19 protein-coding genes and 1 tRNA gene are annotated in these 23,515 nt (G+C 65.4%); 12 read left to right on the forward strand and 8 right to left on the reverse strand.

Features of this window, described 5'->3' with window-relative positions:
- Positions 1-336 precede the first annotated feature (336 nt).
- Genes HDC35_RS14060 through HDC35_RS14070 form a run of 3 tightly spaced genes read left to right on the forward strand, consistent with a single transcriptional unit; the run spans position 337 to position 3,194 of the window.
- Complete coding sequence (locus HDC35_RS14060) at positions 337-1,515, forward strand: VWA domain-containing protein (protein WP_184647821.1); 1,179 nt, start codon at positions 337-339, stop codon at positions 1,513-1,515.
- Between the two features lie 31 nt (positions 1,516-1,546).
- Positions 1,547-2,353, forward strand: a complete 807-nt coding sequence (locus HDC35_RS14065) for a lipid II flippase Amj family protein (protein WP_184647823.1) — start codon at positions 1,547-1,549, stop codon at positions 2,351-2,353.
- Positions 2,346-3,194, forward strand: a complete 849-nt coding sequence (locus HDC35_RS14070) for a DUF817 domain-containing protein (protein ID WP_184647825.1) — start codon at positions 2,346-2,348, stop codon at positions 3,192-3,194. The genes HDC35_RS14065 and HDC35_RS14070 overlap by 8 nt, the downstream gene beginning before the upstream one ends.
- Here HDC35_RS14070 and HDC35_RS14075 read toward each other — a convergent pair.
- Genes HDC35_RS14075 through HDC35_RS14085 form a run of 3 tightly spaced genes read right to left on the reverse strand, consistent with a single transcriptional unit; the run spans position 3,191 to position 6,200 of the window.
- Complete coding sequence (locus HDC35_RS14075) at positions 3,191-4,435, reverse strand: Xaa-Pro peptidase family protein (protein ID WP_184648045.1); 1,245 nt, start codon at positions 4,433-4,435, stop codon at positions 3,191-3,193. The two genes, HDC35_RS14070 and HDC35_RS14075, sit on opposite strands and share 4 nt — an antisense overlap.
- A 14-nt stretch (positions 4,436-4,449) precedes the next feature.
- On the reverse strand, positions 4,450-5,655 hold the full coding sequence (locus HDC35_RS14080) for an exo-beta-N-acetylmuramidase NamZ domain-containing protein (protein ID WP_184647827.1): 1,206 nt from the start codon (positions 5,653-5,655) through the stop codon (positions 4,450-4,452).
- Positions 5,652-6,200 (reverse strand): DOMON-like domain-containing protein, encoded by a 549-nt coding sequence (locus tag HDC35_RS14085; protein ID WP_184647829.1) that lies wholly within the window; start codon positions 6,198-6,200, stop codon positions 5,652-5,654. Before HDC35_RS14085 ends, HDC35_RS14080 begins: the two co-directional genes overlap by 4 nt.
- A gap of 56 nt (positions 6,201-6,256) precedes the next feature.
- Here HDC35_RS14085 and tyrS point away from each other — a divergent pair, with 56 nt between their 5' ends.
- Both tyrS and HDC35_RS14095 read left to right on the forward strand, forming a co-directional pair.
- Entirely contained in the window at positions 6,257-7,483 is a 1,227-nt protein-coding gene (gene tyrS, locus HDC35_RS14090; RefSeq protein ID WP_184647831.1) for a tyrosine--tRNA ligase, read from the forward strand.
- Between the two features lie 74 nt (positions 7,484-7,557).
- Positions 7,558-7,899, forward strand: coding sequence for a PilZ domain-containing protein (locus tag HDC35_RS14095; RefSeq protein ID WP_039576180.1), 342 nt, complete (start codon positions 7,558-7,560; stop codon positions 7,897-7,899).
- Here the strand turns inward: HDC35_RS14095 and recG are convergent.
- Positions 7,896-9,962 carry an ATP-dependent DNA helicase RecG gene (gene recG / locus HDC35_RS14100; protein WP_184647833.1) on the reverse strand — a complete coding sequence of 689 codons (2,067 nt, stop codon included), beginning with the start codon at positions 9,960-9,962 and terminating at the stop codon, positions 7,896-7,898. The genes HDC35_RS14095 and recG overlap by 4 nt on opposite strands.
- Positions 9,963-10,121: 159 nt before the next feature.
- Between recG and HDC35_RS14105 the strand changes: the two genes are divergently transcribed.
- A complete protein-coding gene (locus HDC35_RS14105; protein ID WP_184647835.1) occupies positions 10,122-10,382 on the forward strand; it encodes a succinate dehydrogenase assembly factor 2 in 261 nt (86 codons plus the stop codon).
- Positions 10,379-13,873: a transcription-repair coupling factor gene (gene mfd, locus HDC35_RS14110; RefSeq protein ID WP_184647837.1), complete on the forward strand. Its 3,495-nt coding sequence runs from the start codon at positions 10,379-10,381 to the stop codon at positions 13,871-13,873. The genes HDC35_RS14105 and mfd overlap by 4 nt, the downstream gene beginning before the upstream one ends.
- On the opposite strand, the gene HDC35_RS14115 is transcribed toward mfd, so the two are convergent.
- Positions 13,870-15,069, reverse strand: a complete 1,200-nt coding sequence (locus HDC35_RS14115; RefSeq protein ID WP_184647839.1) for a GGDEF domain-containing phosphodiesterase — start codon at positions 15,067-15,069, stop codon at positions 13,870-13,872. The genes mfd and HDC35_RS14115 overlap by 4 nt on opposite strands.
- A gap of 54 nt (positions 15,070-15,123) precedes the next feature.
- Between HDC35_RS14115 and moaA the strand changes: the two genes are divergently transcribed.
- The 3 genes from moaA (at position 15,124) to HDC35_RS14130 (ending at position 17,143) form a co-directional block, all read left to right on the forward strand.
- Entirely contained in the window at positions 15,124-16,146 is a 1,023-nt protein-coding gene (moaA, locus tag HDC35_RS14120) for a GTP 3',8-cyclase MoaA (RefSeq protein WP_184647840.1), read from the forward strand.
- A 43-nt stretch (positions 16,147-16,189) separates the two neighbouring features.
- Positions 16,190-16,960 (forward strand): NAD kinase, encoded by a 771-nt coding sequence (locus tag HDC35_RS14125; protein WP_184647843.1) that lies wholly within the window; start codon positions 16,190-16,192, stop codon positions 16,958-16,960.
- 108 nt (positions 16,961-17,068) lie between these two features.
- A tRNA-Asn gene (locus tag HDC35_RS14130) sits at positions 17,069-17,143 on the forward strand.
- Between the two features lie 241 nt (positions 17,144-17,384).
- Here the strand turns inward: HDC35_RS14130 and HDC35_RS14135 are convergent.
- Positions 17,385-18,302 carry an MBL fold metallo-hydrolase gene (locus tag HDC35_RS14135; RefSeq protein ID WP_184647845.1) on the reverse strand — a complete coding sequence of 306 codons (918 nt, stop codon included), beginning with the start codon at positions 18,300-18,302 and terminating at the stop codon, positions 17,385-17,387.
- 229 nt (positions 18,303-18,531) lie between these two features.
- Here HDC35_RS14135 and HDC35_RS14140 point away from each other — a divergent pair, with 229 nt between their 5' ends.
- Positions 18,532-19,443: a LysR family transcriptional regulator gene (locus tag HDC35_RS14140; RefSeq protein ID WP_184647847.1), complete on the forward strand. Its 912-nt coding sequence runs from the start codon at positions 18,532-18,534 to the stop codon at positions 19,441-19,443.
- A gap of 97 nt (positions 19,444-19,540) precedes the next feature.
- On the forward strand, positions 19,541-20,785 hold the full coding sequence (locus tag HDC35_RS14145; RefSeq protein ID WP_184647849.1) for an acyl-CoA dehydrogenase family protein: 1,245 nt from the start codon (positions 19,541-19,543) through the stop codon (positions 20,783-20,785).
- Between the two features lie 36 nt (positions 20,786-20,821).
- Here HDC35_RS14145 and HDC35_RS14150 read toward each other — a convergent pair whose 3' ends face one another.
- Both HDC35_RS14150 and rtcR read right to left on the reverse strand, forming a co-directional pair.
- Positions 20,822-21,691 carry an ROK family protein gene (locus tag HDC35_RS14150; protein ID WP_184647851.1) on the reverse strand — a complete coding sequence of 290 codons (870 nt, stop codon included), beginning with the start codon at positions 21,689-21,691 and terminating at the stop codon, positions 20,822-20,824.
- Between the two features lie 98 nt (positions 21,692-21,789).
- The gene (gene rtcR, locus HDC35_RS14155; RefSeq protein WP_184647853.1) at positions 21,790-23,379 is read right to left on the reverse strand and encodes an RNA repair transcriptional activator RtcR; all 1,590 of its coding nucleotides are present in this window, start codon (positions 23,377-23,379) and stop codon (positions 21,790-21,792) included.
- Positions 23,380-23,515 lie beyond the last annotated feature (136 nt).

Here is a 23,515-nt window from a genome sequence, read left to right on the forward strand (position 1 = left end):
AGGAAAGGTCAGCCCCATGCGCCGCCCGGTCTGGAGCTCGCGGCTTGCCGGCCGCACCCGGCGCGCGCCACCCTTGCCGTATCCGAACGCCAGGCAGCAGCGGTCATTCTCCACCAAATGAAAGAGCCGAATCAAGGCTGGCACGCCCGGATAATGTAGGAAAGGGCTTTTTGCAGACGTCGGCTTTAGGGGGGGAAGCTGCCATCTCGCGACCTCTAGCGGCAACTGTCGGCGTTTGCCGCGAGGTGCAAGCTCGCGGTCCAGATGTTGCCTCCCGCCGCTTTACGTGAACGTAAAGTGATTGCGCGCGGCGCGCGGACGCGATACCCCTGTCGCATGTTTTTCGGCTTTCTCGACGAGCTTCGCGCCGCAGGCATTCCCGCCAGCCTCAAAGAGCATCTGATGCTGCTGGAGGCGCTCGACCGCGAGGTGATCGATCGCAGCCCCGAGCAATTCTATTATCTCAGCCGCGCGATCTATGTGAAGGACGAAGGGCAGCTCGACCGGTTCGACCAGGTGTTCAACAAGGTCTTCAAGGGTATCATCTCCGACTACGGCCAGAACCCCGTCGACGTCCCCGCCGACTGGCTGAAAGCGGTTGCCGAGAAATTCCTGACCCCCGAGGAAATGGCGGCGATCGAGTCGCTCGGCGATTGGGACAAGATCATGGAGACGCTGAAACAGCGGCTCGAGGAACAGCAGAAACGCCACGAAGGGGGCAGCAAGTGGATCGGCACCGGCGGCACCTCGCCCTTCGGCAACTCGGGCTATAATCCCGAAGGTGTGCGGATCGGCGGCGAGAGCAAGCACAAGCGTGCGCTGAAGGTCTGGGAAAAGCGCGAGTTCCAGAATCTCGACAACACCAGGGAACTCGGCACCCGCAACATCAAGATCGCGCTCCGCCGCCTGCGCAAGTTCGCCCGCGAGGGCGCCGCCGACGAGCTCGACATTCCGGGCACGATCGACGGCACCGCGCGGCAGGGCTGGCTGGACATCAAGATGCGCCCCGAACGGCGCAACGCGGTCAAGCTGCTGCTCTTCCTCGACGTCGGCGGGTCGATGGACCCGTTCATCAAGCTGTGCGAGGAATTGTTCAGCGCCGCGACCACGGAATTCAAAAATCTCGAATTCTTCTATTTCCATAACTGCCCCTATGAAGGGGTGTGGAAGGACAATAAGCGCCGCTGGTCCGAACGGCACCAGATGTGGGATATCCTGCACAAATATGGGCATGACTATAAAGTGATCTTCGTCGGCGACGCGTCGATGAGCGCCTATGAAATCACCCATCCGGGCGGCAGCGTCGAACATTTCAACGAGGAATCGGGCGCGGTGTGGCTCCAGCGGATCACCCATGTCTATCCCGCCGCGGTGTGGCTCAATCCGGTGCCCGAGCAGCATTGGGGCTACACCCAGTCGGTCAAGCTGATCAAACAGCTGATGAACGACCGCATGTACCCGCTGACCCTCGCGGGGCTCGACGACGCGATGCGCGAGTTGACGCGGAAGCATTGACGCGGCGTGGGCGGGGTGTAGGGGCGCGAAGATGATCGACCTCCCCCTCGTCACCATCCTGTTGCTTACCGGCTTCATCAACCTGATCGGCGCGCTCGCTTATGCCGCGCGCATCGCCGGGGTGCGGACGCGGCGGATTGCGATGTCGTTCGCACTGTTCAACATCCTCGTGCTCTTCTCGCGCACGTCGAACAGCTTTCTCGGCCCTTTCCTCGCCAAGCGGATCGAGACACGCATCCACGACGGCAGCGGCGCGTCGCTGTTCATCGATATGCAGCTGGTGCTTGCCGCGGCGAGTGTCGCGACGTTGATCGGCATATTGCTGGTGCCGACGGGACAGCGAATGTTTGCCGCCGCGATCGGCTGGTATCAGGACAACCGTTCGACGACGAAACTCGCGCTGAAGGCCATGAGCCCAGGCGGAGCGCGCACGCTTGGCCAGTCGCTGACCTTCCCCAGCCTGTCGCACCTCAAGAGCTGGAAAATGCCCAAGGGCATCGGCTGGGGCGTGCTGATCGCCAATTGCCTCGCGCAATCTCTCTTGGCAGTCGGCGTCGTCGCCTCGCTCTACGCCGGCTATCTCGCGCCCGAGTTCCGCGTCACCGCGTCGCAGCTCTCGGCGCTGATCAACGGTTTCGCGACGATCCTCCTGTTCGCCTTCATCGACCCGCAGCTCTCGGTGATGACCGACGATGCGGTCGAGGGCAAAGTCGACGAGGCCGATTTCCGCCGCGCAATCACCCTCATCTCCTTGAGCCGCCTCGCCGGCACGATCCTCGCGCAAGCGCTGCTGCTGCCCGCCGCGATGCTGATCGCCTGGGTCGCCGTCCATGTCTGAACCGGAGCGCGGTCACAGCCGTTTCCATGCCGTCCGCGCGCGGCTGGAGGCGATGGCGGTCGATCCCGGACCGCGCGGCTGGTTCCTCGAATTCCTCGTCTTCGGTTTCAAACAGGGCTGGGCGTGCCTGTTCGGCGCGCTGATGCTCGCGCTGTTGCTCGGCACGCATCTGTTCTGGCCCGATGATGCGCCGCTCCACCGTTATGACGCAATCACGATCGGCGCGGTGCTGATCCAGCTCGCCATGCTTGCCTTCCGGCTCGAAACGCCGAAGGAGGCGCTTGTCATCCTGATCTTCCACATCGTCGGCACGGTGATGGAGCTGTTCAAGACCGCCGCAGGATCGTGGCAATATCCCGAGGCGAGCCTGCTCCACATCGGCGCGGTGCCGCTGTTCTCGGGCTTCATGTATGCCGCGGTCGGCAGCTATATCGCGCGCGTCTGGGGTATCTTCGACTTCCGCTACACCGGCTACCCGCCGCGGTGGACGAGCTATGCGCTCGCTGCCGCCATCTATGTCAATTTCTTCGCGCACCATTGGACCTACGACATCCGCTGGTTGCTGTTCGCGGCGACCGCGCTGCTCTTCTGGCGCTGTCAGGTGTGGTTCCGGCCGCTGCATGTCCACCGGCGGATGCCGTTGCTCGTCGGCTGGGGGCTGGTCGCGCTGTTCATCTGGTTCGCCGAAAATATCGGCACCTTCGCGCGCGCCTGGACCTATCCCAGCCAGGACGATGGCTGGCACATGGTCGGTGTGGAGAAACTGGGCAGCTGGTACCTGCTGATGATCATCTCGTTCGTGCTCGTCAGCATCGTCCAGCGACCGAAGACGCCCGATTAACCGAAGGGCTTGTCGATCGACGGCGGCGGTTCGCTGAACCATTTCGGTCCCGTCTCGGTCATGTGGAAACAATCCTCGAGCCGGATGCCGAACTCGCCGGGGATATAGATGCCGGGCTCGTTCGAGAAGCACATGCCGGGCGCGAGCTTCGTCGTCTCGCCGCGCACCAGATTGACCGGTTCGTGCCCGTCGAGCCCGATGCCGTGGCCGGTGCGGTGCGAGGTGCCGGGCAGCTTGTAACCGGGTCCCCAGCCGAGCCCCGCATAATAGCTACGCACCGCATCGTCGACCGCGCCCGCGGGCGTGCCGAGCTTCGCCGCGGCGAAGGCGACGTCCTGCCCCTTGCGCATCTGGTCCCACACCTGCCGCTGCCGCGCGCTCGCCTTGCCGTAGACGAAGCTGCGCGAAATGTCCGACTGATAGCCGTGGACGGTCGCGCCGCAGTCCATGAGCACGACCTCGCCCTCGCGCACCGCCTGCGGCTTGCCCGACCCGTGCGGATAGGCGCTCGCTTCGCCGAGCAGGATCAGCTCGAACTCGCTCTTGCCGCCGAGCGCCTCGGTCGCGGCTTTCATGATCGCGCCGATGTCGGCGGGCGTCATCCCCGCCTCGATGCGCGGCGCGGTGTGGCGATAGGCGGCAAGCGTGATGTCGGCGGCGATCTGCATCAGCGCGATTTCGGCGGGCGACTTGTGCATCCGGCAGCCGCGCACCACGGGCGCACCGTTGACCACCGTCGCCTCCGGCATCGCCCTTTCGAGCCCGTCGACTGCGAAATAGCGCACCGTTTCCTCGACGCCGATCCGGCCTTTGGTCAGCCCCCGCTCGCCGAGCCACGCCGCCACCGCAGCGAGCGGATTTTCATCCTCGTTCCACGTCAGCACCTCGGCCTCGATGCCAAGGCTTTCGCGCACCGACGGTTCCTCGAAGAATGGCGTCACGATCGCCACCTCGCCTTCGCGGGTCAGGATCGCAGCGGTCAGCCGCTCGCTTCGCCACCATTCGACCCCGGTGAAATAGATGAGGCTCGACCCGGGTTCGATCAGCAGCGCGCCGATATCGTTCGCCGCCATCAACTCCTTCGCCCTGGCGATGCGCGCCATGCGTTCGGTCTTGCCGATCGGCACCGCCTTGGCGGCCAGGTCGGGAAGTCCGGCGGTATCGGCGGCGAATACCGGCGCTGGCAAGGCGACAGCGAAGCCGGCCAGCGTCGCGGTGCCCATAAATTGCCGTCGGTGCATCATCGTCCCCTCCTTCAGTAGATCAGCAGGTCCGCAATCTCCTCGCGCCACCCTGCCTCGTCGGGCAGCGCCAGCGCATCGAGATCGCCCGGCGTCGCCGCCGCATCGTCGACCCACTCGCGCAGGCCCGGTCCGCCGTTGATCACATCGATCGCGAGCACATCGTCGGTATATTCATATTTGAAATCCTTGCCGCGCCAGATCGGATAATCGGGATAGAGGCTGCGGATCGCTTTGAAGCCGAGCGCCTGCACGCGCCACGGGCGGAACGACGCATGGTCGTACCACGCCCCCTCGGCATGGATATGGATTCCGTTGTTGAGCTGTTTCATATGCTTGTGGAAGGTCGGTTCGAACCAGATGTCGCGCAGCTTGCATCCGGCCAGCCATTCGGGCGCCAGCCGCTGCATTTCGCCGATCACCGCCTTGGCATCGATATCGGGCGCCCCGAAGAGTTCGAGCGGGCGCGTCGTGCCGCGGCCTTCGCTGAGCGTCGCGCCCTCAACCATCACGGTGCCGGCATAGGCGCGCGCCATGTTGACGTTCGCGGCGTTCGGGCTGGGGTTGATCCAGACGCGCTCCATCGGCCAGCCAAAGCCGGGGCCTTCGGGCTGCCACCCGTCCATTTCGACCACGCGGTAATCGACGTCGAGATTGAAGTGGCGGATGAACCAGCGCCCCATTTCTCCCATCGTGAGGCCGTGGCGCATCACCATCGGGCCCGCACCGACGAAACTTTCCCATCCGGGCAGCAGCCGCGTTCCCTCGACGGGGCGGCCCGCAGGGTTCGGACGGTCGAGCACCCATATCGCCTTGCCATGCTCGGCCGCGGCCTCGAGCACATAGAGCAGGGTGGTGACATAAGTGTAGATGCGGCAGCCAAGGTCCTGCAGATCGACGAGCATCACGTCGAAGCTGTGCATCGACTGCCCTGACGGGCGGCGCACTTCGCCATAGAGGCTGAACACCGGCACGCCATAGACCGGATCGGTGAAGTCGGGCGACTCCATCATATTGTCCTGCAGGTCGCCGCGCACGCCATGCTGCGGCCCGAACACCGCGGTCACGTCGATCCCCGCCGCGACGAGCGCGTCGATACTATGCGTCAGGTTCGCGGTGATCGAGGCGGGGTGCGCGAGCAGCGCGACGCGCTTGCCCTCGAGCGGTTTGCGAAGCGCCGGGTCGGCGAGCAGGCGGTCGATACCGAAAAGCGTCGTCATGCCCGCCCGCGTGCCTCAAGCGTGAGCGCAAAGCAATCGGGATGGTGGAAGTCGGGCTTGCCCGACGGGTGCGCGAGCGCCCAATAGCTTTTGGTGCCGTCGAGTTCCTCGATCACCGCCGACAGCGCGAGCTTTGCGCCGACGTCGGGGAAGATGCCGGGTTCGACCCGCAGGGCATAGGCCTGCTCATCGCGCTCGACCACCATTTCCCACGGTGCGAGTTCGTCGGTGCGCAGCAGCGAGCGATAATCGTCGAACTGGTAGCAGGCCCAGCGCCCGTCGGGGCCGTAGTTGAATTCGGTATAATCGGGCTGGCCTTCCTCGGTCAGGAACGCCTCGAAACAAGTGCTTTCCCATAATCCGTCGGTGGCGCTGTCGGCGATGACGAGTTCGCCTTCGCCCGGGGGCAGGACGAGATCGGCGATCGCCCCGTCGACAATATAGCGAAGCGCGAATCCCTCCTCGAACGACAGGCCGACCTCGACCGCGACCGACCGCACCGCCTTGCCCGGCGTATCGGGGTGGCAGATCAGTTCCTTGCGCATGCTATCCAAATATCAAACCCCATGCTAAGCGCCCCCCGCGTTTAAAGAGACCCGCTATGACCAACTATAAATCCGACCTGCTGCGCCTTCTCGACGAGCGAGGCTATATCCACCAGATGACCGACGCGGAAGGGCTCGATGCGCTCGCCGCCGGGCAGGTCGTCCCCGGATATATCGGTTTCGACGCAACCGCGCCGTCGCTGCACGTCGGCAGCCTCGTCCAGATCATGATGCTGCGCCGCCTGCAACAGACGGGGCACAAGCCGGTCGTGCTGATGGGCGGCGGCACGACGCGGATCGGCGACCCCACGGGGCGCGACGAAAGCCGCAAGATGCTGTCGGACGAGACGATCGCCGCGAACATCGCGTCGATCTTCAGCATCTTCCAGCGGTTCCTCATCTTCGGCGATGGTCCGACCGACGCGGTGATGGTCGATAATCAGGACTGGCTTGGCAGGCTCGGCTATATCGAACTGCTGCAGGAAGTCGGCACGCATTTCACGATCAACCGGATGATGACCTTCGATTCGGTCAAGCTGCGGCTCGAGCGCGAACAGCCGATGACCTTTCTCGAATTCAATTATATGATCCTGCAGGGCTATGATTTCCGCCATCTGTCGAAGGCGATGGGCGTCCGGCTGCAGATGGGCGGGTCGGACCAGTGGGGCAATATCGTCAACGGCATGGAGCTTGGCCGCCGCATGGATGGCGCCGACCTTTATGGCCTGACGACTCCTTTGCTGACCACCGCTGCGGGGGCGAAAATGGGCAAAACCGCGGCCGGCGCGGTGTGGCTCAATCCCGCACAGCTGTCCCATTTTGACTATTGGCAATATTGGCGCAACTGCGACGACCGCGACGTCGGCAAGTTCCTGAAGCTGTTCACCGACCTGCCGCTCGCCGAGATCGCGCGATTGGAAAAGCTCGAAGGCGCCGAGATCAACGAGGCGAAGAAGATCCTTGCGAACGAAGCGACCGCGATGTGCCGCGGCGAAGAGGCCGCAAGGGCCGCCTCGGAGACCGCCGCGCAAACCTTTGAAAAGGGGCAGATTGGCGGCGACCTTCCGCAAGCCGTCGCGCCCGCCGAAGGGATCAGCGTCGTCGACGCGCTGCGCGAATTGGGCTTTGCAGCGTCGAACAAGGAGGCGCGCCGCAAGCTCGACGAGGGCGCGGTAAAGGTCGACGGGACCGTAGTCCGCGACCCGCACCAGCTGATCCAGCCCGGCGAGAATGCCGTTCCGCTGAGCCTCGGATCAAAAAAACATGGTCTTGTGGTGCGGTAGCGCGCAGAAAAGCGTTTACCACTTCTTCAGCAATCGGATGGATCGTCATGCCCAAATCAACAAGGTCCACGAACATGCGCAAGATCGACACCAGCAAGGCCCATTATGTCGGCCTCGACCAGCGGATCGCTCCGCGTAGCGACGTCTATTGCCGCCTGCCCTTCGTCATGCCCGACGGACGGCAGGAAATGTGCACCTGCGTCAACATCAGCGCGGACGGTATGCTGATGCGCTTCGAACGCGGGCTGGAGATCGGCGACCTCGTCGTGTTTCGCATGCCGATCGTCGGCCGGATCGCGGCAAAAGTCGTCTGGTCGATCGGCGGCAAGACCGGTGTCCAGTTCGACAAGTCGATCTCGGTCGAGGATTATCTGCCGATGATCCGCGCCATGGGCGCCAGAGGCGACGTCAACTAACCGCTCCGCAGCAGCGGCACCGCCGCATCGCGTTCAAAGAGATAAAGGCAGAGCCGCACCGCTTCGGCCCGCGCGCCCTCCATCCCGCCGTCACGCTCGACGAACAGCCGCGCGTCGTCATGCGCGACGGGCAGCAGGCGCACCAGCTGTTCGGGCGTCGCGAGCCTATAATCGGCATCGCCCGATTGCTTGAGCCCGAGCAGTTCGCCGCCGCCGCGCAATTCCAGATCCTTTTCGGCGATCACGAAACCATCGTTGGTTTCGCGCATCAGCGCCAGCCGCTCGCGCGCGGTGTCCGACAGATTTTGCGAGCGGAGCAGCAGGCACACCGATTTCGCGGCGCCACGCCCGACGCGGCCGCGCAACTGGTGCAGCTGCGCCAGCCCGAAATTTTCGGCATGTTCGACGATCATCAGGCTCGCGGCGGGCACGTCGACCCCGACTTCGATCACCGTCGTCGCAACGAGGACGCCGATTTCGCCCGCCTGAAAGCGCGCCATGACCTCGTCCTTCTCGGGGCCTTTCATCCGGCCGTGGACAAGCCCCACCCGTGCATCGCCCAGTCGCTCGCGCAGCAACGCCGCGCGATCCTCGGCCGCCGCCAGTTCGCTCCCTTCGCTTTCGGCGACGAGCGGGCACACCCAATAGGCCTGCGCGCCGGTGGCGAGGTGGCGGTCGAGCGAGTCCACCACATCGTCGAGCCGGTCGAGCGAGATGACGCGCGTATCGACCGGGGTGCGGCCGGGGGGCATTTCGTCGATCTGCGACACATCCATCTCGCCATGATTGGCGAGTTGCAGCGTGCGCGGGATCGGGGTTGCGGTCATTACGAGCAAATGCGGGGGGCGTGCGGCCTTTTGCGTGAGCATCAATCGCTGCGCGACGCCGAAGCGATGCTGTTCGTCGACCACGACGAGAGCGAGATCGCGGTAATTCACCGCCTGCTGGAAGATCGCGTGCGTGCCGACGAGGATGTCGATGCTGCCGTCGGCGAGCCCCATCAGCGTCGATTCGCGCGCCTTGCCCTTGTCGCGCCCGGTCAGTATCGCGAGGTTGACCGGCAGGCCCGACAGCATGCGCTGCAAGGTCGCAAAATGCTGGCGCGCGAGGATTTCGGTCGGCGCGAGCAGCGCCGCCTGCGTCCCCGCCTCGACCGCCGCGAGCATCGCGCGCAGCGCGACGAGCGTCTTGCCCGACCCGACATCGCCCTGCAACATCCGCAGCATCGGCGTGTCCTGCGCCATGTCGCCCGCAATCTCGCGCCCGACACGCTCCTGCGCGCCGGTCAGCCCGAACGGCAATTTCAGCGCATCGGTCAGCCGCCCGTCGCCGACGATCGACCGGCCCTTGCGCGTGCGCAGACCCTGCCGGATCAGCATCAGCGCGACCTGGCTCGCGAAAATCTCGTCATAAGCGAGCCGGTCGCGCGCCGGCTCGTCGCGCGGGCTGGCGTGCGCACGCTCCATCGCCTCGTTCCACGCGGGCCATCCGCGACTGGCAAGAAGCGGCGCGTCGATCCATTCGGCGAGATCGGGCCGCCGTTCTAGCGCCACCGCAGCGAGCTGCGACAGCCGTGCGTTCGTCAACCCCTCGGTCAGCGGATAGACGGGCTCATGCTCGGCAATCCCCGCCTCGTCGCCAGGCTCGGCCACATGGTCGGGATGCACGATCTGGCGCATGTCGCCATAAAGGTCGAGCCGCCCCGATACCCGGCGTTTGTCGCCGAGCGGAAACAGCTTGCGCGCGAGCCCCGACGTGCGTCCGAAGTAGACGAGCCGGACGTGGTCGCCCGCGCTGTCGAACGCGTCGACCCCGAAGGGCGCGCGCGGGCTGCGGCCTGGGCGATAATCCTGTGCCGTCAGCTCGACGATGATCGTCTGGCCCGCCTGCGCCTGATCGAGCCGGTCGACCGGAAAGCGCGAGATGAGCCCGGTCGGCAGGTGGAACAACACATCGACGACGCGTTCGAGCCCCAGCCGCGTCAGCGGCTTGGCAAGCTGCGGCCCGACGCCTTTCAGGTCGGTCAGCGCGGCAAAGAGCGGATTGAGTATCTCGGGTCGCATCGCTAGGGCGTGTCTAGCCTCGTCTTTCCGTTCGTGTCGAGCGAAGTCGAGACACCCCGATGGCAAGCGCCGGGCCGATGGGCATCTCGACTTCGCTCGATGCGAACGGGATGGGGAAGGTCCATCAACGCCTCGCCGAGCCGCTCAAGAAGAATTGCCATGCAAGACCGCCTCAAACGCCTGAAATTTCGCGCCTGGCACCGCGGCACGCGCGAGGCCGATTATATGATCGGCGGCTTCTTCGACCGCTATTCGGCGGAATGGAGCGAGGAAGAGATCGCGTGGTACGAGGTGGTCGTCGAAGAGGATGACGTCGACATCATGGCGTGGGCGCTTGGTACCGGCGAGCCCCCCGCGCACCTCGACCGCCCCGACATGATCGCCGCGATGCGCCGGCTGGATTATATCCCGCTGCCATGACCCGCCCTGCCGCCGATATTTTCGCCGCGATTGCGCCAGCGTCCGCGCCGCTGACCCTGGCGCGCACCGCCGACGGTTTCCTGCCGCTGCTGCTCGCCGACCTCGCGCGTGCCAGCGACAAGCGCCTCGTCTATGTCGCGACCGACGATGCGGCGATGCAGGCGGTTGCCGACGCCGCGCCCTTTTTCGCGCCCGACCTGATCGTCCACCGCTTTCCAGCATGGGACTGCCTGCCCTATGACCGCGCAGGGCCTTCGATGCGCGTCAGCGCCGACCGGCTCGCGACGCTCTCGGCTCTGCAACTGCCTGCGAAGCGCGGCGAACTGATCCTGACCACCGTCGCCGCGATCACCCAGCGCACGCTCACCCCCTTCCGAATCCGCCAGCTCGCGACGACGCTCGCGCCGGGGCAGCGGATCGACCGCGACGCGCTCGCCGAATTGCTCGTGTCGAACGGCTTCAGCCGCGTGGACACCGTCGCCGACCAGGGTGAGTTCGCGGTGCGCGGCGGCATCCTCGACCTCTTCCCGGCGGGTGAAGAAAATGGCCTGCGCGTCGATTTCTTCGGCGACGAGATCGAGAGCATCCGCCGATTCGACCCCGCCGACCAACGCAGCCTTGGACCGGCCAAGGCGCTGCAACTGCTCCCTGCCAGCGAAACTTTGCTGGACGAAGCGACGATCAAACGCTTCCGATCCGGCTATCGCGACCTGTTCGGCGCGCAGGCGACCGGCGACCCGCTGTATCAGGCGGTCAGCGACGGCCGACGGCAGGCGGGCATGGACCATTGGCTGCCCTTGTTCGAGGAACGGCTGGCAACCCTGTTCGATCATATCGATCCCGCGACCCCCGTGCTGCGTGGACACCGCACCGACGCGACCGCCGAGACGCGCTTCGCCGCGATCGCCGACTATCATGCGAACCGCGTCGCCGCCGAGCGCGAGTCACCGGGAAGCTATCGCCCGCTTGGGCCCGCAACGCTTTATCTGACCGACGCCGAATGGGCCGGTGCAGCCAAAGCGCGTCCGATCCATATCGTCACGCCGTTCGACGTTCCGCCCTCCGCAGCGGTCGTCGACCTCGAAACCTTTGCCGCGCGCGATTTTACGCCCGAGCGCACCGCCGACCTCAACGTCTACGACAAAGTCGCCGACCATCTGTCCGACGAGCGTCGCAAGGGCCGTCGCACGATCATCGCCAGCTATTCGGGGGGCGCGCGCGAACGCCTGTCGGGGCTGCTCCGCGATCACGGCGTCACCTCGCTCGCGCCCGTCGACAGCTGGCAGGATGCGCTCGGCACCGCTTCGGCGGAAAGCGGCGGCACGACCGCGATGGTCGTCCTGCCGCTCGACCACGGCTTTGCGAGCGACGCGATCAGCCTGCTCACCGAACAGGATATCCTCGGCGAGCGCCTCGTTCGGCGGCAGAAACGCCGCAAAAGCGCCGACGCGTTCCTCGCCGAGCTTGCGACGCTGAGCGTCGGTGACCTCGTCGTCCATCTCGATCATGGCATCGGCCGCTACGAGGGGTTGACGCAAATCCCGGTCGGGAGCAGCCCGCACGACTGCGTCGCGCTCACCTACGCGGGCGGCGACAAGCTCTATGTCCCTGTCGAGAATCTCGACGTGCTTTCGCGCTATGGCGGCGAGAGCGAGGGGGTCGCGCTCGACAAATTGGGCGGCGAGGCGTGGCAGCGCCGCAAGGCGCGGATGAAGGAGCGCATCCGCGAGATCGCGGGCGAACTGCTCGCGACCGCGGCACAGCGCGCGCTGCGTTCGGGCGAATTGCTCGCGCAGGACGCCGCCTACCCCGCTTTCGCCGACCGCTTCCCCTATCAGGAAACCGACGATCAGGACCGCGCGATCAGCGACGTCCTTGCCGACATGGCGTCGGGGCGGCCGATGGACCGGCTCGTCTGCGGCGACGTCGGGTTCGGCAAGACCGAAGTTGCTTTGCGCGCCGCGTTCGTCGCAGCGATGGCGGGGGTGCAGGTTGCCGTGGTCGTCCCCACCACCTTGCTCGCGCGCCAGCACTACACGAACTTCGTCGAACGCTTCAAAGGCTTCCCGATCGAGATCGGGCGCCTGTCGCGCCTCGTCCCCGCCGCCGAAGCGCAAAAGACGCGCGACGGGCTGGCGAGCGGACAGATCGACATCGTCGTCGGCACGCACGCGGTGATCGCGAAATCGGTCGAATTCAAGAATCTCGGCCTCGTCATCGTCGACGAGGAACAGCGTTTTGGCGTCGTGCACAAGGAGCGGCTGAAGCAGCTCAAGGCCGACGTCCATGTGCTGACGCTGACCGCGACGCCGATCCCGCGCACGCTGCAGATGGCGATGTCGGGCCTCCGCGAACTCAGCGTCATCCAGACGCCTCCGGTCGATCGTTTGGCGGTCCGCACCTATGTCGCGCCCTGGGATCCGGTGGTGATCCGCGAGGCGCTGCTGCGCGAGCATGATCGCGGCGGGCAAAGCTTTTTCGTCACCCCGCGGATCAAGGACCTGCCCGACATTGAGGAGTTCCTGCGCACGCGGGTGCCCGAAATCAAATATGTCGTCGCGCACGGCCAGATGGCGCCGGGCGAGGTCGAGGAGCGGATGAGCGCTTTCTACGACCGCAAATATGATGTCCTCGTCTCCACCACGATCGTCGAAAGCGGGCTCGATATCCCGAGCGCCAATACGCTGATCGTCCACCGTGCCGACCGTTTCGGCCTCGCGCAGCTTTACCAGCTGCGCGGGCGCGTCGGGCGGTCGAAGACGCGCGCCTATGCTTACCTCACGACGATGGAGGGCGGCGCGATCACCGACACCGCCGAGAAGCGGCTCAAGCTGCTCGGCGACCTCGACACCTTGGGAGCCGGCTTCCAACTCGCGAGCCACGACCTCGACATTCGCGGCGCAGGCAATCTCGTTGGCGACGAGCAGTCGGGGCATATTCGCGAGGTCGGCTTCGAACTGTATCAGTCGATGCTCGAGGAGGCGATCCTCGTCGCCAAGGCCGAGGGCATGGGCGCCGCGCCGCCGCGCGAAGCGCTGTCGCCGGTCATCACCGTCGACGCGCCGATCCTGATCCCCGAGGATTATGTTCCCGACCTGCCGCTGCGCATGGCGCTCTATCGCCGCCTCAACGAGGCCGAAGATCGCGCCGCGCTCGACGCCTTCGCCGCCGAGATGATCGACCGTTTCGGTCCGCTCCCGCCCGAGACCGCGAACCTCGTCCAGCTGATGGAGATCAAGGCGAACGCAAAGATGGCTGGCATCGCCAAGCTCGACGTCGGCACCAAGGGCGCGCTCGTCAGCTTTCACGGCGACCAGTTCGCGAACGTCCCGGGCCTCATCGCCTATGTCGAACGGCTGAAGGGCCGCGCGCGCATCCGCCCCGACAACAAGTTGTCGATCAGCGGCGATTGGGTCAGCACGGGCGCGCGATTGAACGGGGCGCTGCAGCTATCTAAGGGGTTGGGCAAGCTGGCGCGGCAAGCCGCCTAGGCGTCCATCAACGCCAGCAACTGATCCAAGGGCACCGGCCCAGATTTCAGAAACCCCTGCCAGGTCGCGACGCCGAGCTCGGACAGGCGCGCCAGCTGCCACTCGTTCTCGATCCCTTCGGCAACTACCAGCAGCCCCAGCGCACGCGCCAGGTCGACGATCGCGCGCACGACGATGCGGTCGCGGTCGCTGCCGTCGATCGTACGCGTAAAGCCGCTGTCGATCTTGAGATAATCGATCGGGAGACGCGCCAGCAGCGACAGGCTGGAATAGCCCGTGCCGAAGTCGTCGATCGCGATGGCGACGCCCAGCGCCCGGATCTGGGCGAGCTGTTCGGCGGCGCTTGCCGGATCGCTGAGCATCGCCTGTTCGGTAAGTTCGAGGGTGAGCCGGTCGGGGTCGACTTTCGCGGCCCTGGCCATCGCGGCGAAGCGACCGGCAAATTCGGGATCGCCGAGGTCGGCGGCCGTGATATTGAGCGAGACGCGCAGCCTGGCGAGCGCCCGCGGCCACCTCGCCATTTCGGCGAGCGCGACGCGGTGCGCATGTTCGGTCAGTTCGCACTCGAGCCGCGCGGCGCGCGCGGCGGTCACCAGCGGCCCCGCGCCGAGCAGCCCGAGTTCGGGATGCTGCCAGCGCAGCAACGCCTCGACCCCCGTCATCTCGCCCGTCGCGACGTCATATTGCGGCTGATAATGGATCACGACCTCGTTCCGCGACAGCGCGGCATGGACCATGACCCCGTCGCGCGCCGACGCCGGGCGCGCGAGTTGGTCGCACGCCGCGCGCAGCTGTTCGCCGACCGATTCGTCGCGCGTGATGAGCGCCGCTGCGATACGGATCGACAGGCGCCCGTTCGGATCGCCGACGATCGGTTCGGCCAGCGCGACGTGCAGCGCGCGTTCCTGGGCACGCAACGCACCGAGCGACATCGGGGCCGATGGCACGATCAGGAAGCGCGGGCCATCGAGCCGTTCGACGCACGACCCCTGCCCAAATTCGTCGCTCGCGAAATTTTCAAGCCGGCGGCCGATTTCGTCGAGCACCGAATCGCCCGTGGCGGTGCCTGCACTGTTGTTGATGCGCGCCATCTGGTCGACCTGGACCAGGAGGACGCCGGCGTCGGCATCGTGCCGCGCCTGCAGTGTTTCAAGTTTGCGGGCGCAGGCGGAAAGGGACTCGGAAAGGCGATTCATGGCGGTCCCTCTATCAGGCTTTGCTTGCCAAGCGCTTCCCTTTTGCACCACAATATGCGCGTGGCTGCCACATTATCCCAACATGCCGCATCGACGGCCCCCCTGATTGACGGCATTGGCCGGCGAATCAGCTATTTGCGCCTGTCGGTTACCGACCGCTGCGATCTGCGCTGCCGCTATTGCATGGCCGAAGACATGACCTTCCTGCCCCGATCCGCGGTGCTCAGCATAGAGGAAATGGGCGAACTTGCCGAGCGCTTCGTCGCGCGCGGGATCCGGCGAATCCGCTTGACCGGCGGCGAGCCGCTGGTGCGGCGCGGAATCGATACGCTTGCGATGCGTCTCGGCGCGATGATCGGCCATGGGCTCGACGAACTCACGCTCACCACCAATGCGATGCGGCTCGCCGACCATGCGCCGATGCTGGCCGCAGCGGGGGTGCGCCGCATCAACGTCAGCCTCGATACGCTCGACGCCGCCGCCTTTCGCCATATCACCCGCGTCGGCGATCTGGCCGTGGCGCTCGCCGGGATCGATGCGGCGCGCAGCGCCGGGCTGGCGGTCAAGGTCAACATGGTCGCGCTCGCCGGGCTTAACGAAGACCAGCTGCTGCCCATGCTCGATTATTGCGCCGCGACGGGCTGCGACCTGACGCTCATCGAGACGATGCCGCTGGGCGAGGTCGAGGCGGATCGCAGCGATCATTACATCCCGCTCCACCAGTTTGTCGCACCGCTTCGCGATGCGCGCGCGATCTATCCAATCGACAAGCGCACCGGCGGCCCGGCGCGCTATTTCGCGGTCGAGGGCAGCCCGGTCACGCTCGGGCTGATCACGCCGCTCAGCGACAATTTCTGCGCGACCTGCAACCGCATCCGCCTGACTGTCGAGGGGCGCGTCTATATGTGCCTCGGCCAGGACGATCATGTCGACCTGCGCGCGGCGCTGCGCGACGGCGGCGATGTCGACGGCTTGATCGATGCCGCTTTGGCTGGCAAACCGCGCGCGCATGACTTTCACATCGAACGAAAGTCCACACCGGCGGTCGCGCGTCATATGAGTGCAACGGGCGGCTGAAAAGCAGCCCCGTTATTCGAAGGCACGGGGGAACCGGACCAATATGAATCGCAAGATCGCGCTAGTCGCATCGAACGCGCCCGCGGCCATGGAAGCCGAGGCCGAACTGCGGCCGCTCTACGACTTTGTCGACCTGGCCGAGGCCGAGCTGCTCATCGCGCTCGGCGGCGACGGCTTCCTGTTACACATGCTGCACCAGCTGCTCGACCAGCGGCGCAGCCTGCCGGTCTTCGGGATGAATCGCGGGACGATCGGTTTCCTGATGAACGAATTTCGCGTCGAGGGGCTGATCGACCGGCTCGCCGCGGCGCGGCCGTTCCTGATCCATCCGCTGGCGGGCGATATCACGACGATCAGCGGCGAGCGGCATATCCTGCCCGCGATCAACGAGATTTCGCTGCTGCGCGAAACGCGGCAGGCGGCGAAGCTCGAAGTGATGATCAACGAACGGACGATGCTCGAGGAACTGGCGTGCGACGGCGTGCTCGTGGCGACGCCCGCGGGATCGACCGCCTATAACCTCAGCGCCAACGGTCCGATCCTGCCGCTCGAATCCGAAATGCTCGCGCTGACGCCGATCAGTCCCTTCCGCCCGCGCCGCTGGCGTGGGGCGCTGGTTCCCGAATCGACGAGCATCCGTTTCAACGTGCGCGAGGCGGCAAAGCGCCCGGTGAGCGCCGTCGCCGACCAGCGCGAAATCCGCGACGTGAAGACCGTGCTGGTCACGACCGACCGTAGCCGGCCGCTGACTTTACTGTTCGATCCCGACCAGGGACTGGACGAACGCATCGCGATGGAACAATTTATCGTTTGAGGCGCGTTTGCATTGCGGGCCGGTCCCGCAACAAATTGTGCCAATACCCTCTTGCAAAATCGTTCGGGCAGCGGCAAAGGGGCCGCCTTGCCCGCCACGGCGGAGTGTTCCTCGGTAGCTCAGCGGTAGAGCAATCGACTGTTAATCGATGGGTCGTAGGTTCGAATCCTACCCGGGGAGCCATTCACCAGCATCATCCATGGCTGTCTCTGCGTCATCCTGATCGCAGCAATCGACGCGCGGATATCACCGATCAAGCCATGATGGGTTCCACGCCGGTTCGCGATGCCGGTGGCCCGGCGGACTTGCCCGCGCGATCCGGCGAGAGCGATGCCGCCAGGACCCTCGATAAAAACGCACCCGCCCGCGCCCGGTCGAAACCAGGCGCGGGCGAAGCTCGACATCGTTGCGATGTGCCGGGCGGTCAATAATCCCAGACGGCGGGCACCGCGCGGAAGGCGTCGCCCGCCATGGCCACATGATAGATCGATGGAAAGGGAAGGTGCGTCGCGACGAATGCTTCGCGCGTCTCGGCGAATTGGCGCAAGAGGCCGATCCGGACCCGCGCGGCTTCCTCGGGATCATGCTCGAAGCCATTGAACCATTCGGGCTGCTCGAACCCGACCTGGAAGATCGCGTCGCCGACGAAGGTCAGCCGGTCGCCGCGCGATGCGACGCGAACGATGCAATGCCCCGGCGTGTGTCCGCCGGTAAGCTGCGCGGTGACACCCGGCGCGACTTGCGCCTCGGTTTCGAACGTGCGGATCTGGCTGCCATATTGTTCCATGAACCGTTTGGCCGTGGCGCGAAGCGCATCGGGGAAGCCCTGCGGCATCAGTGTCTTCGAGAAATCGGGATCCTTCCAGAATTCGACTTCGGCGGCGGCAACATGGACGCGCAGGTCGGAACGCAGCCGTTCGTGCGTTCCGTCGATGACCAGCCCGCCGATATGGTCCATATGCATATGCGTGATCACGACGTCGGTGATCGACGAAAGCGCGATCACCGCCGCCTCGAGCCGCTGCACCAGCCGGCCGGCCTTTTCAAGCTTGAGGTTCGGGTCCATCCCCAGCCCCGCATCGACAAGGATGACTTGGTCGCCGCTGCGCACGACCAGCACGTTCAGCGGCCATTCGGCGATTTCCCGGGGCAGGAATTGCGCGTCCAGCCAGTCGTCGAGCACGTCCGGTTCGACATTATGCGCGAGGACATGCGACGGGATCGGCAATATGCCGTCGCTGATAACCAATATCTCGATGTCGCCGACGTTCAGCGCGTACCGCGACGGAACCGGCTCGTCGATAGCGGGGCCGTCGGATTTCAGGATGGTGTTGATCGTCATGTCGCTCTCCTCTTTGCAGCGTTGCGAAGCGCGGACATCCCGCATTTTGGTCGGAACCGATATCGTGCGGCCCGACAGGAACCGGAATACCGACGGCGCAGGCCCCCTGCACCTTGGCACAGGCTCGACTCACGGAGCGCATCATGTCCCCCGTCCGGTTCCCTTTCGTTCGCCCGGTTGCTATGCCTCGACCCTCGCAACCTGCGCTGCCATCGCCTAGGAACATGTCTTGCGGCACCTTGCCCGGTTCGATCTCAACCTGCTGCGGGTCTTCGACGCGATTTTTGCGAAAGGCGGCGTGTCGGCGGCGGCGCGCCACCTGAACCTGTCGCAACCCGCGATCAGCCACGCGCTGGCCCGGCTGCGCACGCAATTCGACGATCCGCTCTTCGTCCGGCAGGGCAACCGGCTCGTCCCGACGTCGGCGGCGCGGGCGATCGCCGGTCCGGTGCGCGAAGCCTTGCGCGGGCTCGACGTCGCGCTCGACGCCGCGGCCGCCTTCGACCCCGCAGGGTCGACCCGCGAGTTTCGCATCGGCGTCCGGCTGTCGGGCGAGATGCCGCGTTTTTCGTCGCTCGTGGCGCGGGTGCGCGCCGAGGCGCCATATGTCGCGTTGGCCAGCGTCACCTTTCGCCGCCGCGATCTCGTCGCGATGCTCGCAAATGGCGACCTCGACCTCGCGCTCGACGTCTCCCTGCCCGCCGACGACCGGATGTGCCGCCATTATCTTGGCACCGAGCCCCTCGTCGTCGTCGCACGCAAGGGGCATCCGTGCATCGACGGGACGATCGATCTCGACACCTATCTGGCGCTCGACCATATCGTTGCGACCGCGCGGCCCTATGGCCCGGGGATCGAGGATATGGCGCTCGACCGCCTGGGGCTGACGCGTCGCGTCGCGGTGCGGTGCCAGCATGCGATCACCGCCTGGCAGATTGTCGCGGCGTCCGACATGCTGTTCGCGCTGCCCAGGTCGCATGCCGCAGTGCTCGATGCGATGTGGCCGATGCAGCTCGTCGACCTGCCGCTACCGGTCGAATCGGGTGGCAATTATCTCTATTGGCATCAGGCGGCGCAGGCCGATCCGGGTCTCGGCTGGCTGCGCGCGATCATCATCGACGAGCTGGCCAGGGCCGTCTAGTCATTCCGATAGTGAATATAAATTATTCGATCCTATCATTATCCTTGATGGGTCGGCGCCGCTAGGGTCTTGGCGAAAATCACCGGAGACCCACAAAATGACCGAAATCGAACTCCAAGCCGAGTTGAACGACCTGCGCATGTCGAAGGAGGCGCAGCCACTGTTCGACGCGGTGAAGCGCCACATCGCCGACAATGTCGACCCGATCACCGAGGAATTTTTCCGCCTTGGTGAAGGCCGCGCCGATCGCTGGAGCTGGGCGCCGGGGCAATTAGAGTTGCTCGAAGGCGCGAAGAACAAGGCAAAGGCCGCCGGCCTCTGGAATTTCTTCCTGCCGCATGGCGACACGGGCACGCCGCTCACCAACCTCGACTATGCCTATATCGCCGCCGAGCTTGGCAAATCGCCGCTCGCGTCGGAATCGCTGAACTGTTCGGCGCCCGACACGGGCAATATGGAAGTACTCGAAATGGTCGGCACGCCCGAACAGAAGGAGCGCTGGCTGAAGCCGCTTCTGAACGGCGAAATCCGGTCGGCCTATGTGATGACCGAACCCGGCGTCGCCTCGTCCGACGCAAGCAACCTCGAAACCAGCGCGGTGCTCGACGGCGACGAATGGGTGATCAACGGCGAGAAATATTTCATCAGCGGCGCGGGCGATCCGCGCTGCAAGATCCTGATCTGCATGCTCAAGACCAATCCCGAGGCGTCGCGCAAGGGCCAGCATTCGCAGATCCTCGTGCCGATGGACACGCCGGGGGTGCAGGTGCTCGGCCCGATGCGCGTGTTCGGCGCCGACCATGCGCCGCAGGGACATATGCACATGCGCTTCGACAATGTCCGCGTCCCGCGCGAGAATATCCTGCTTGGCGAGGGCCGCGGATTCGAGATTTCGCAGATGCGCCTCGGCCCGGGCCGCATCCACCACTGCATGCGCACGATCGGCAAGGCCGAAGTCGCGCTCGACCTGATGGTAAAGCGTGGCAATTCGCGCACCGCCTTTGGCCGCCCCTTGTCGCAGCTTGGCAAGAATCTGGAGGTGATCGCCCGTGCGCGCGTCGAGATCGAGGCGATGCGCCTGATCGTGCTCAAGGCCGCCAAGGCGATGGATCTGCTCGGCAATCGCGAGGCACGCGTTTGGGTCAGCATGGCGAAGGCGATGGTCCCCGAACGCGCCTGCCGGATCATCGACGAAGCGATCCAGATCCACGGCGCGACCGGCATCTCGCACTGGACCCCGCTCGCCGACCTTTACGCCGACGTGCGCCACCTGCGCTTCGCCGACGGGCCGGACGAGGTTCATTATATGGTGGTCGGCCGCGACGAACTCGCGCGCCATTGATCGCGCGGGCGGCGGTCGCGCACCGCCGCCCGGACATCATCCCGGCCCCTCGGTCAGCGCGAGCGCCCCGAGCAGCCCGGTGTTCTCGCCGAGTGCCGGCGCGACGAGGATCTCCGCGACGTTCCCCGCAAAATAACCTGCCGCCGCCGTGGCGGCTTCCAACCGCACGCGGTCGAGCAGGCCGGGCGTCGCCATCACGCCGCCGCCGAGTATGATGCGCGCGGGTTCGAGGATCGCCTGAAAGGTCTGCGCCGCCTGCGCGAGATACCAGGCGATGACCTGGTGCCCGATATGATCGTCGGGCAGGTCCGACAGCGACGCGCCCCAGCGCGCAAGGATCGACGGGCCCGCGGCCAGCCCCTCCAGACAGTCGCCGTGGAACGGGCAATGCCCCGCGAACCCCGCGTCCGCGGGATGGCGCGGCATGCGGATATGTCCCATCTCGGGGTGGCTGAGGCCGCGGATAAGCCGCCCGCCGACCACCGCGCCGCCGCCGATGCCGGTGCCGACCGTCAGATACAGCGCCGAATTCATTCCCTGCCCCGCGCCCCATTTCCATTCGGCGAGCGCGGCGCCATTGACGTCGGTGTCGATCATCACCGGGCAACCAAAGGCGCGCGCGAAAGGCCTCGCGATATCGGCATCGCTCCAGTGCGGCTTCGTGGTGCGCGTGATGTGGCCCCATGTGGGCGATGCGCGATCGAGGTCGAGCGGGCCGAAGCTGGCGATGCCGACCGCGACATACTCGCCGCCCTGCGCGCGCAGCCAATCGACCGCGGCCGGGATGGTTTCGTCGGGACGCGTGGTGTCGATGCGGGTGCGCGCGTGGATCTGGCGCGTCGCGTCGCCGACACCCACGATGAACTTGGTCCCGCCCGCTTCGATCAGCGCAATTTTCCCGTCCATATGCATCCCCTGCCCGCCCGTAATCCGCGCGTTGGTCCCCGGGGCGCGATAGCGCGCTTCGCCATGGACTGCCACGGCTTCGGTGTCGCGCCTGCCGGTCAGCGTGCCGCGACGCGCGCCCAGTCGAGGTCGAAACGCGCCAGATATTTGCGCAGCCGGTCGGCGTCGTTGGTCGATTTGCGTTCCGTGCGCGATGCCGAAAACAGCGATCGGCCCGCCGCCGACAAGCTGCCGCTCTGCCGGCAAACGGTGACGACATAGGCAAGTTGCACTCTGTCGAACGGATCGATCGCGCGAAGCCGGCTCGCGGGCAGCAGCGCGTCGAGCGGGTCTCCCCCGGCATCACCGCCCGACCACAAGGATTGCAACCGGGCGGTCTCGAACGCCACCGCAGCCGAATCGATCCGGCCCGCCGGGCTGAGCGTCGCCATGCGGGTAACGCTCGCCGCCAGGTCGCGGAAATTGCCTTTCCAGGGAGCGGCCGGACTCTCCGCGAAGGCGAGATATGTTTCGCGTGCCTCCTTGTTGAAGGTGACGCGCGCGCCCTCGCGCTCCGCAAACCGTTCCAGCTCATAATCGAGATTGGGCGCGATGTCCTCGCGGCGCTGCGCGAGCCCGGGCAGACTGAACGTCCAGAGATTGAGCCGCGCGAACAGATCCTCGCGAAATCGTCCGGCGTCGACCTCGCCCATCAGTTCGCGATTGGTACCGGCGATCAACTGGAATTCGCTGCGCGCCTCGCTGTCGGCACCGACAGGAAGGAAACGCCCTTCCTCGATCGCGCGCAGGATCATCGCCTGTTCGTCGAGACCGAGTTCGCCGACCTCGTCGAGGAAGAGCAGCCCCTTGTCGGCCGATTTGAGCAGGCCCGGGCGATCCTGCGCCGCGCCGGTGAAAGCGCCCTTGCGGTGCCCGAACAGCGCCGACATCGCGCTGTCGCCCTTCAGCGTTGCGCAATTGACCTCGACAAAGGGTCCGGCAATCTGGTGTCGCAGCTTTTTCAGCTCATATATCTTGCGTGCCAACTGGCTCTTGCCCGCACCCGTCGGGCCCATCAGCAGGATCGGCGCACGACTGCGCACCGCGACCTGCTCGATCTCGTCGATCATCCGGTTAAAGGCGTCGTTCCGCGTTTCGATGCCACTTTTCAGGAAGCTCGCGCTCTCGGCGCTCGCTTCGGCAAAGCGCGTCGCGATGCTGTCGTAGCGCGACAGGTCGAGGTCGATGGCATTCCAGGTGCCGATCGGTTGCGGCGCGCCGCGTTGCGGCTGAGTCTGGAGCAGCCGACCGGGCAGGTAGCGCGCCTCGGTGAGCAGAAAGAGACAGATTTGCGCGACGTGCGTCCCCGTCGTGATGTGGATCAGATAGTCCTGATTGTCGGGGTCGAATGGAAAAGCGCGGGCGAAATCTAGCAACTTTCCATACACCTCCTCGAAATCCCAGGCGTCGTCGAAGTTGAGCAGCTGTTGCACGACCTCGGTCTCGGGCGACACGTCGCGGATATCGGCAGCGACATAATCGGCAAGCCGGCGATGATAGCTGCCGTGGAGAAGGATGAAGCGATCGACCCGCAAATCTTCCTGCATGCAGATGCTGACCGTCGGCCGCCATTTGCTCCAGCGCGACGGGCCGAACTTGGCGGCATCGAGCGTCGAGCCGAGGAATCCGATGACGGTGACGGGCTTCATGCAATTTTTATATTATAGGATAAATCACGATACAAGATAATCGTCTTTTACGCATCATGACCCAAGGTCAGGATCATGAGGAGAAATTTTTTCGGCTTAAAACCAGCGTCTTATAATTTCCCTTCGTTCGTTTCGA

This window comes from Sphingopyxis sp. JAI128 (assembly GCF_014207235.1).
Taxonomy (GTDB): Bacteria; Pseudomonadota; Alphaproteobacteria; order Sphingomonadales; family Sphingomonadaceae; genus Sphingopyxis.

What these genes read in the sequence shown, in the direction of transcription:
- HDC35_RS14115 (WP_184647839.1), bottom strand. Translation starts at nt 15,069, where the DNA reads ATGAATCGCCTTTCCGAGTCCCTTTCCGCCTGCGCCCGCAAACTTGAA.
- HDC35_RS14065 (WP_184647823.1), top strand. Translation starts at nt 1,547, where the DNA reads ATGATCGACCTCCCCCTCGTCACCATCCTGTTGCTTACCGGCTTCATC.
- HDC35_RS14075 (WP_184648045.1), bottom strand. Translation starts at nt 4,435, where the DNA reads ATGCACCGACGGCAATTTATGGGCACCGCGACGCTGGCCGGCTTCGCT.
- HDC35_RS14125 (WP_184647843.1), top strand. Translation starts at nt 16,190, where the DNA reads ATGAATCGCAAGATCGCGCTAGTCGCATCGAACGCGCCCGCGGCCATG.
- HDC35_RS14080 (WP_184647827.1), bottom strand. Translation starts at nt 5,655, where the DNA reads ATGACGACGCTTTTCGGTATCGACCGCCTGCTCGCCGACCCGGCGCTT.
- HDC35_RS14105 (WP_184647835.1), top strand. Translation starts at nt 10,122, where the DNA reads ATGCAAGACCGCCTCAAACGCCTGAAATTTCGCGCCTGGCACCGCGGC.
- HDC35_RS14070 (WP_184647825.1), top strand. Translation starts at nt 2,346, where the DNA reads ATGTCTGAACCGGAGCGCGGTCACAGCCGTTTCCATGCCGTCCGCGCG.
- recG (WP_184647833.1), bottom strand. Translation starts at nt 9,962, where the DNA reads ATGCGACCCGAGATACTCAATCCGCTCTTTGCCGCGCTGACCGACCTG.
- HDC35_RS14145 (WP_184647849.1), top strand. Translation starts at nt 19,541, where the DNA reads ATGACCGAAATCGAACTCCAAGCCGAGTTGAACGACCTGCGCATGTCG.
- HDC35_RS14060 (WP_184647821.1), top strand. Translation starts at nt 337, where the DNA reads ATGTTTTTCGGCTTTCTCGACGAGCTTCGCGCCGCAGGCATTCCCGCC.
- HDC35_RS14085 (WP_184647829.1), bottom strand. Translation starts at nt 6,200, where the DNA reads ATGCGCAAGGAACTGATCTGCCACCCCGATACGCCGGGCAAGGCGGTG.
- tyrS (WP_184647831.1), top strand. Translation starts at nt 6,257, where the DNA reads ATGACCAACTATAAATCCGACCTGCTGCGCCTTCTCGACGAGCGAGGC.
- HDC35_RS14150 (WP_184647851.1), bottom strand. Translation starts at nt 21,691, where the DNA reads ATGGACGGGAAAATTGCGCTGATCGAAGCGGGCGGGACCAAGTTCATC.
- HDC35_RS14135 (WP_184647845.1), bottom strand. Translation starts at nt 18,302, where the DNA reads ATGACGATCAACACCATCCTGAAATCCGACGGCCCCGCTATCGACGAG.
- HDC35_RS14095 (WP_039576180.1), top strand. Translation starts at nt 7,558, where the DNA reads ATGCGCAAGATCGACACCAGCAAGGCCCATTATGTCGGCCTCGACCAG.
- rtcR (WP_184647853.1), bottom strand. Translation starts at nt 23,379, where the DNA reads ATGAAGCCCGTCACCGTCATCGGATTCCTCGGCTCGACGCTCGATGCC.
- moaA (WP_184647840.1), top strand. Translation starts at nt 15,124, where the DNA reads ATGCGCGTGGCTGCCACATTATCCCAACATGCCGCATCGACGGCCCCC.
- mfd (WP_184647837.1), top strand. Translation starts at nt 10,379, where the DNA reads ATGACCCGCCCTGCCGCCGATATTTTCGCCGCGATTGCGCCAGCGTCC.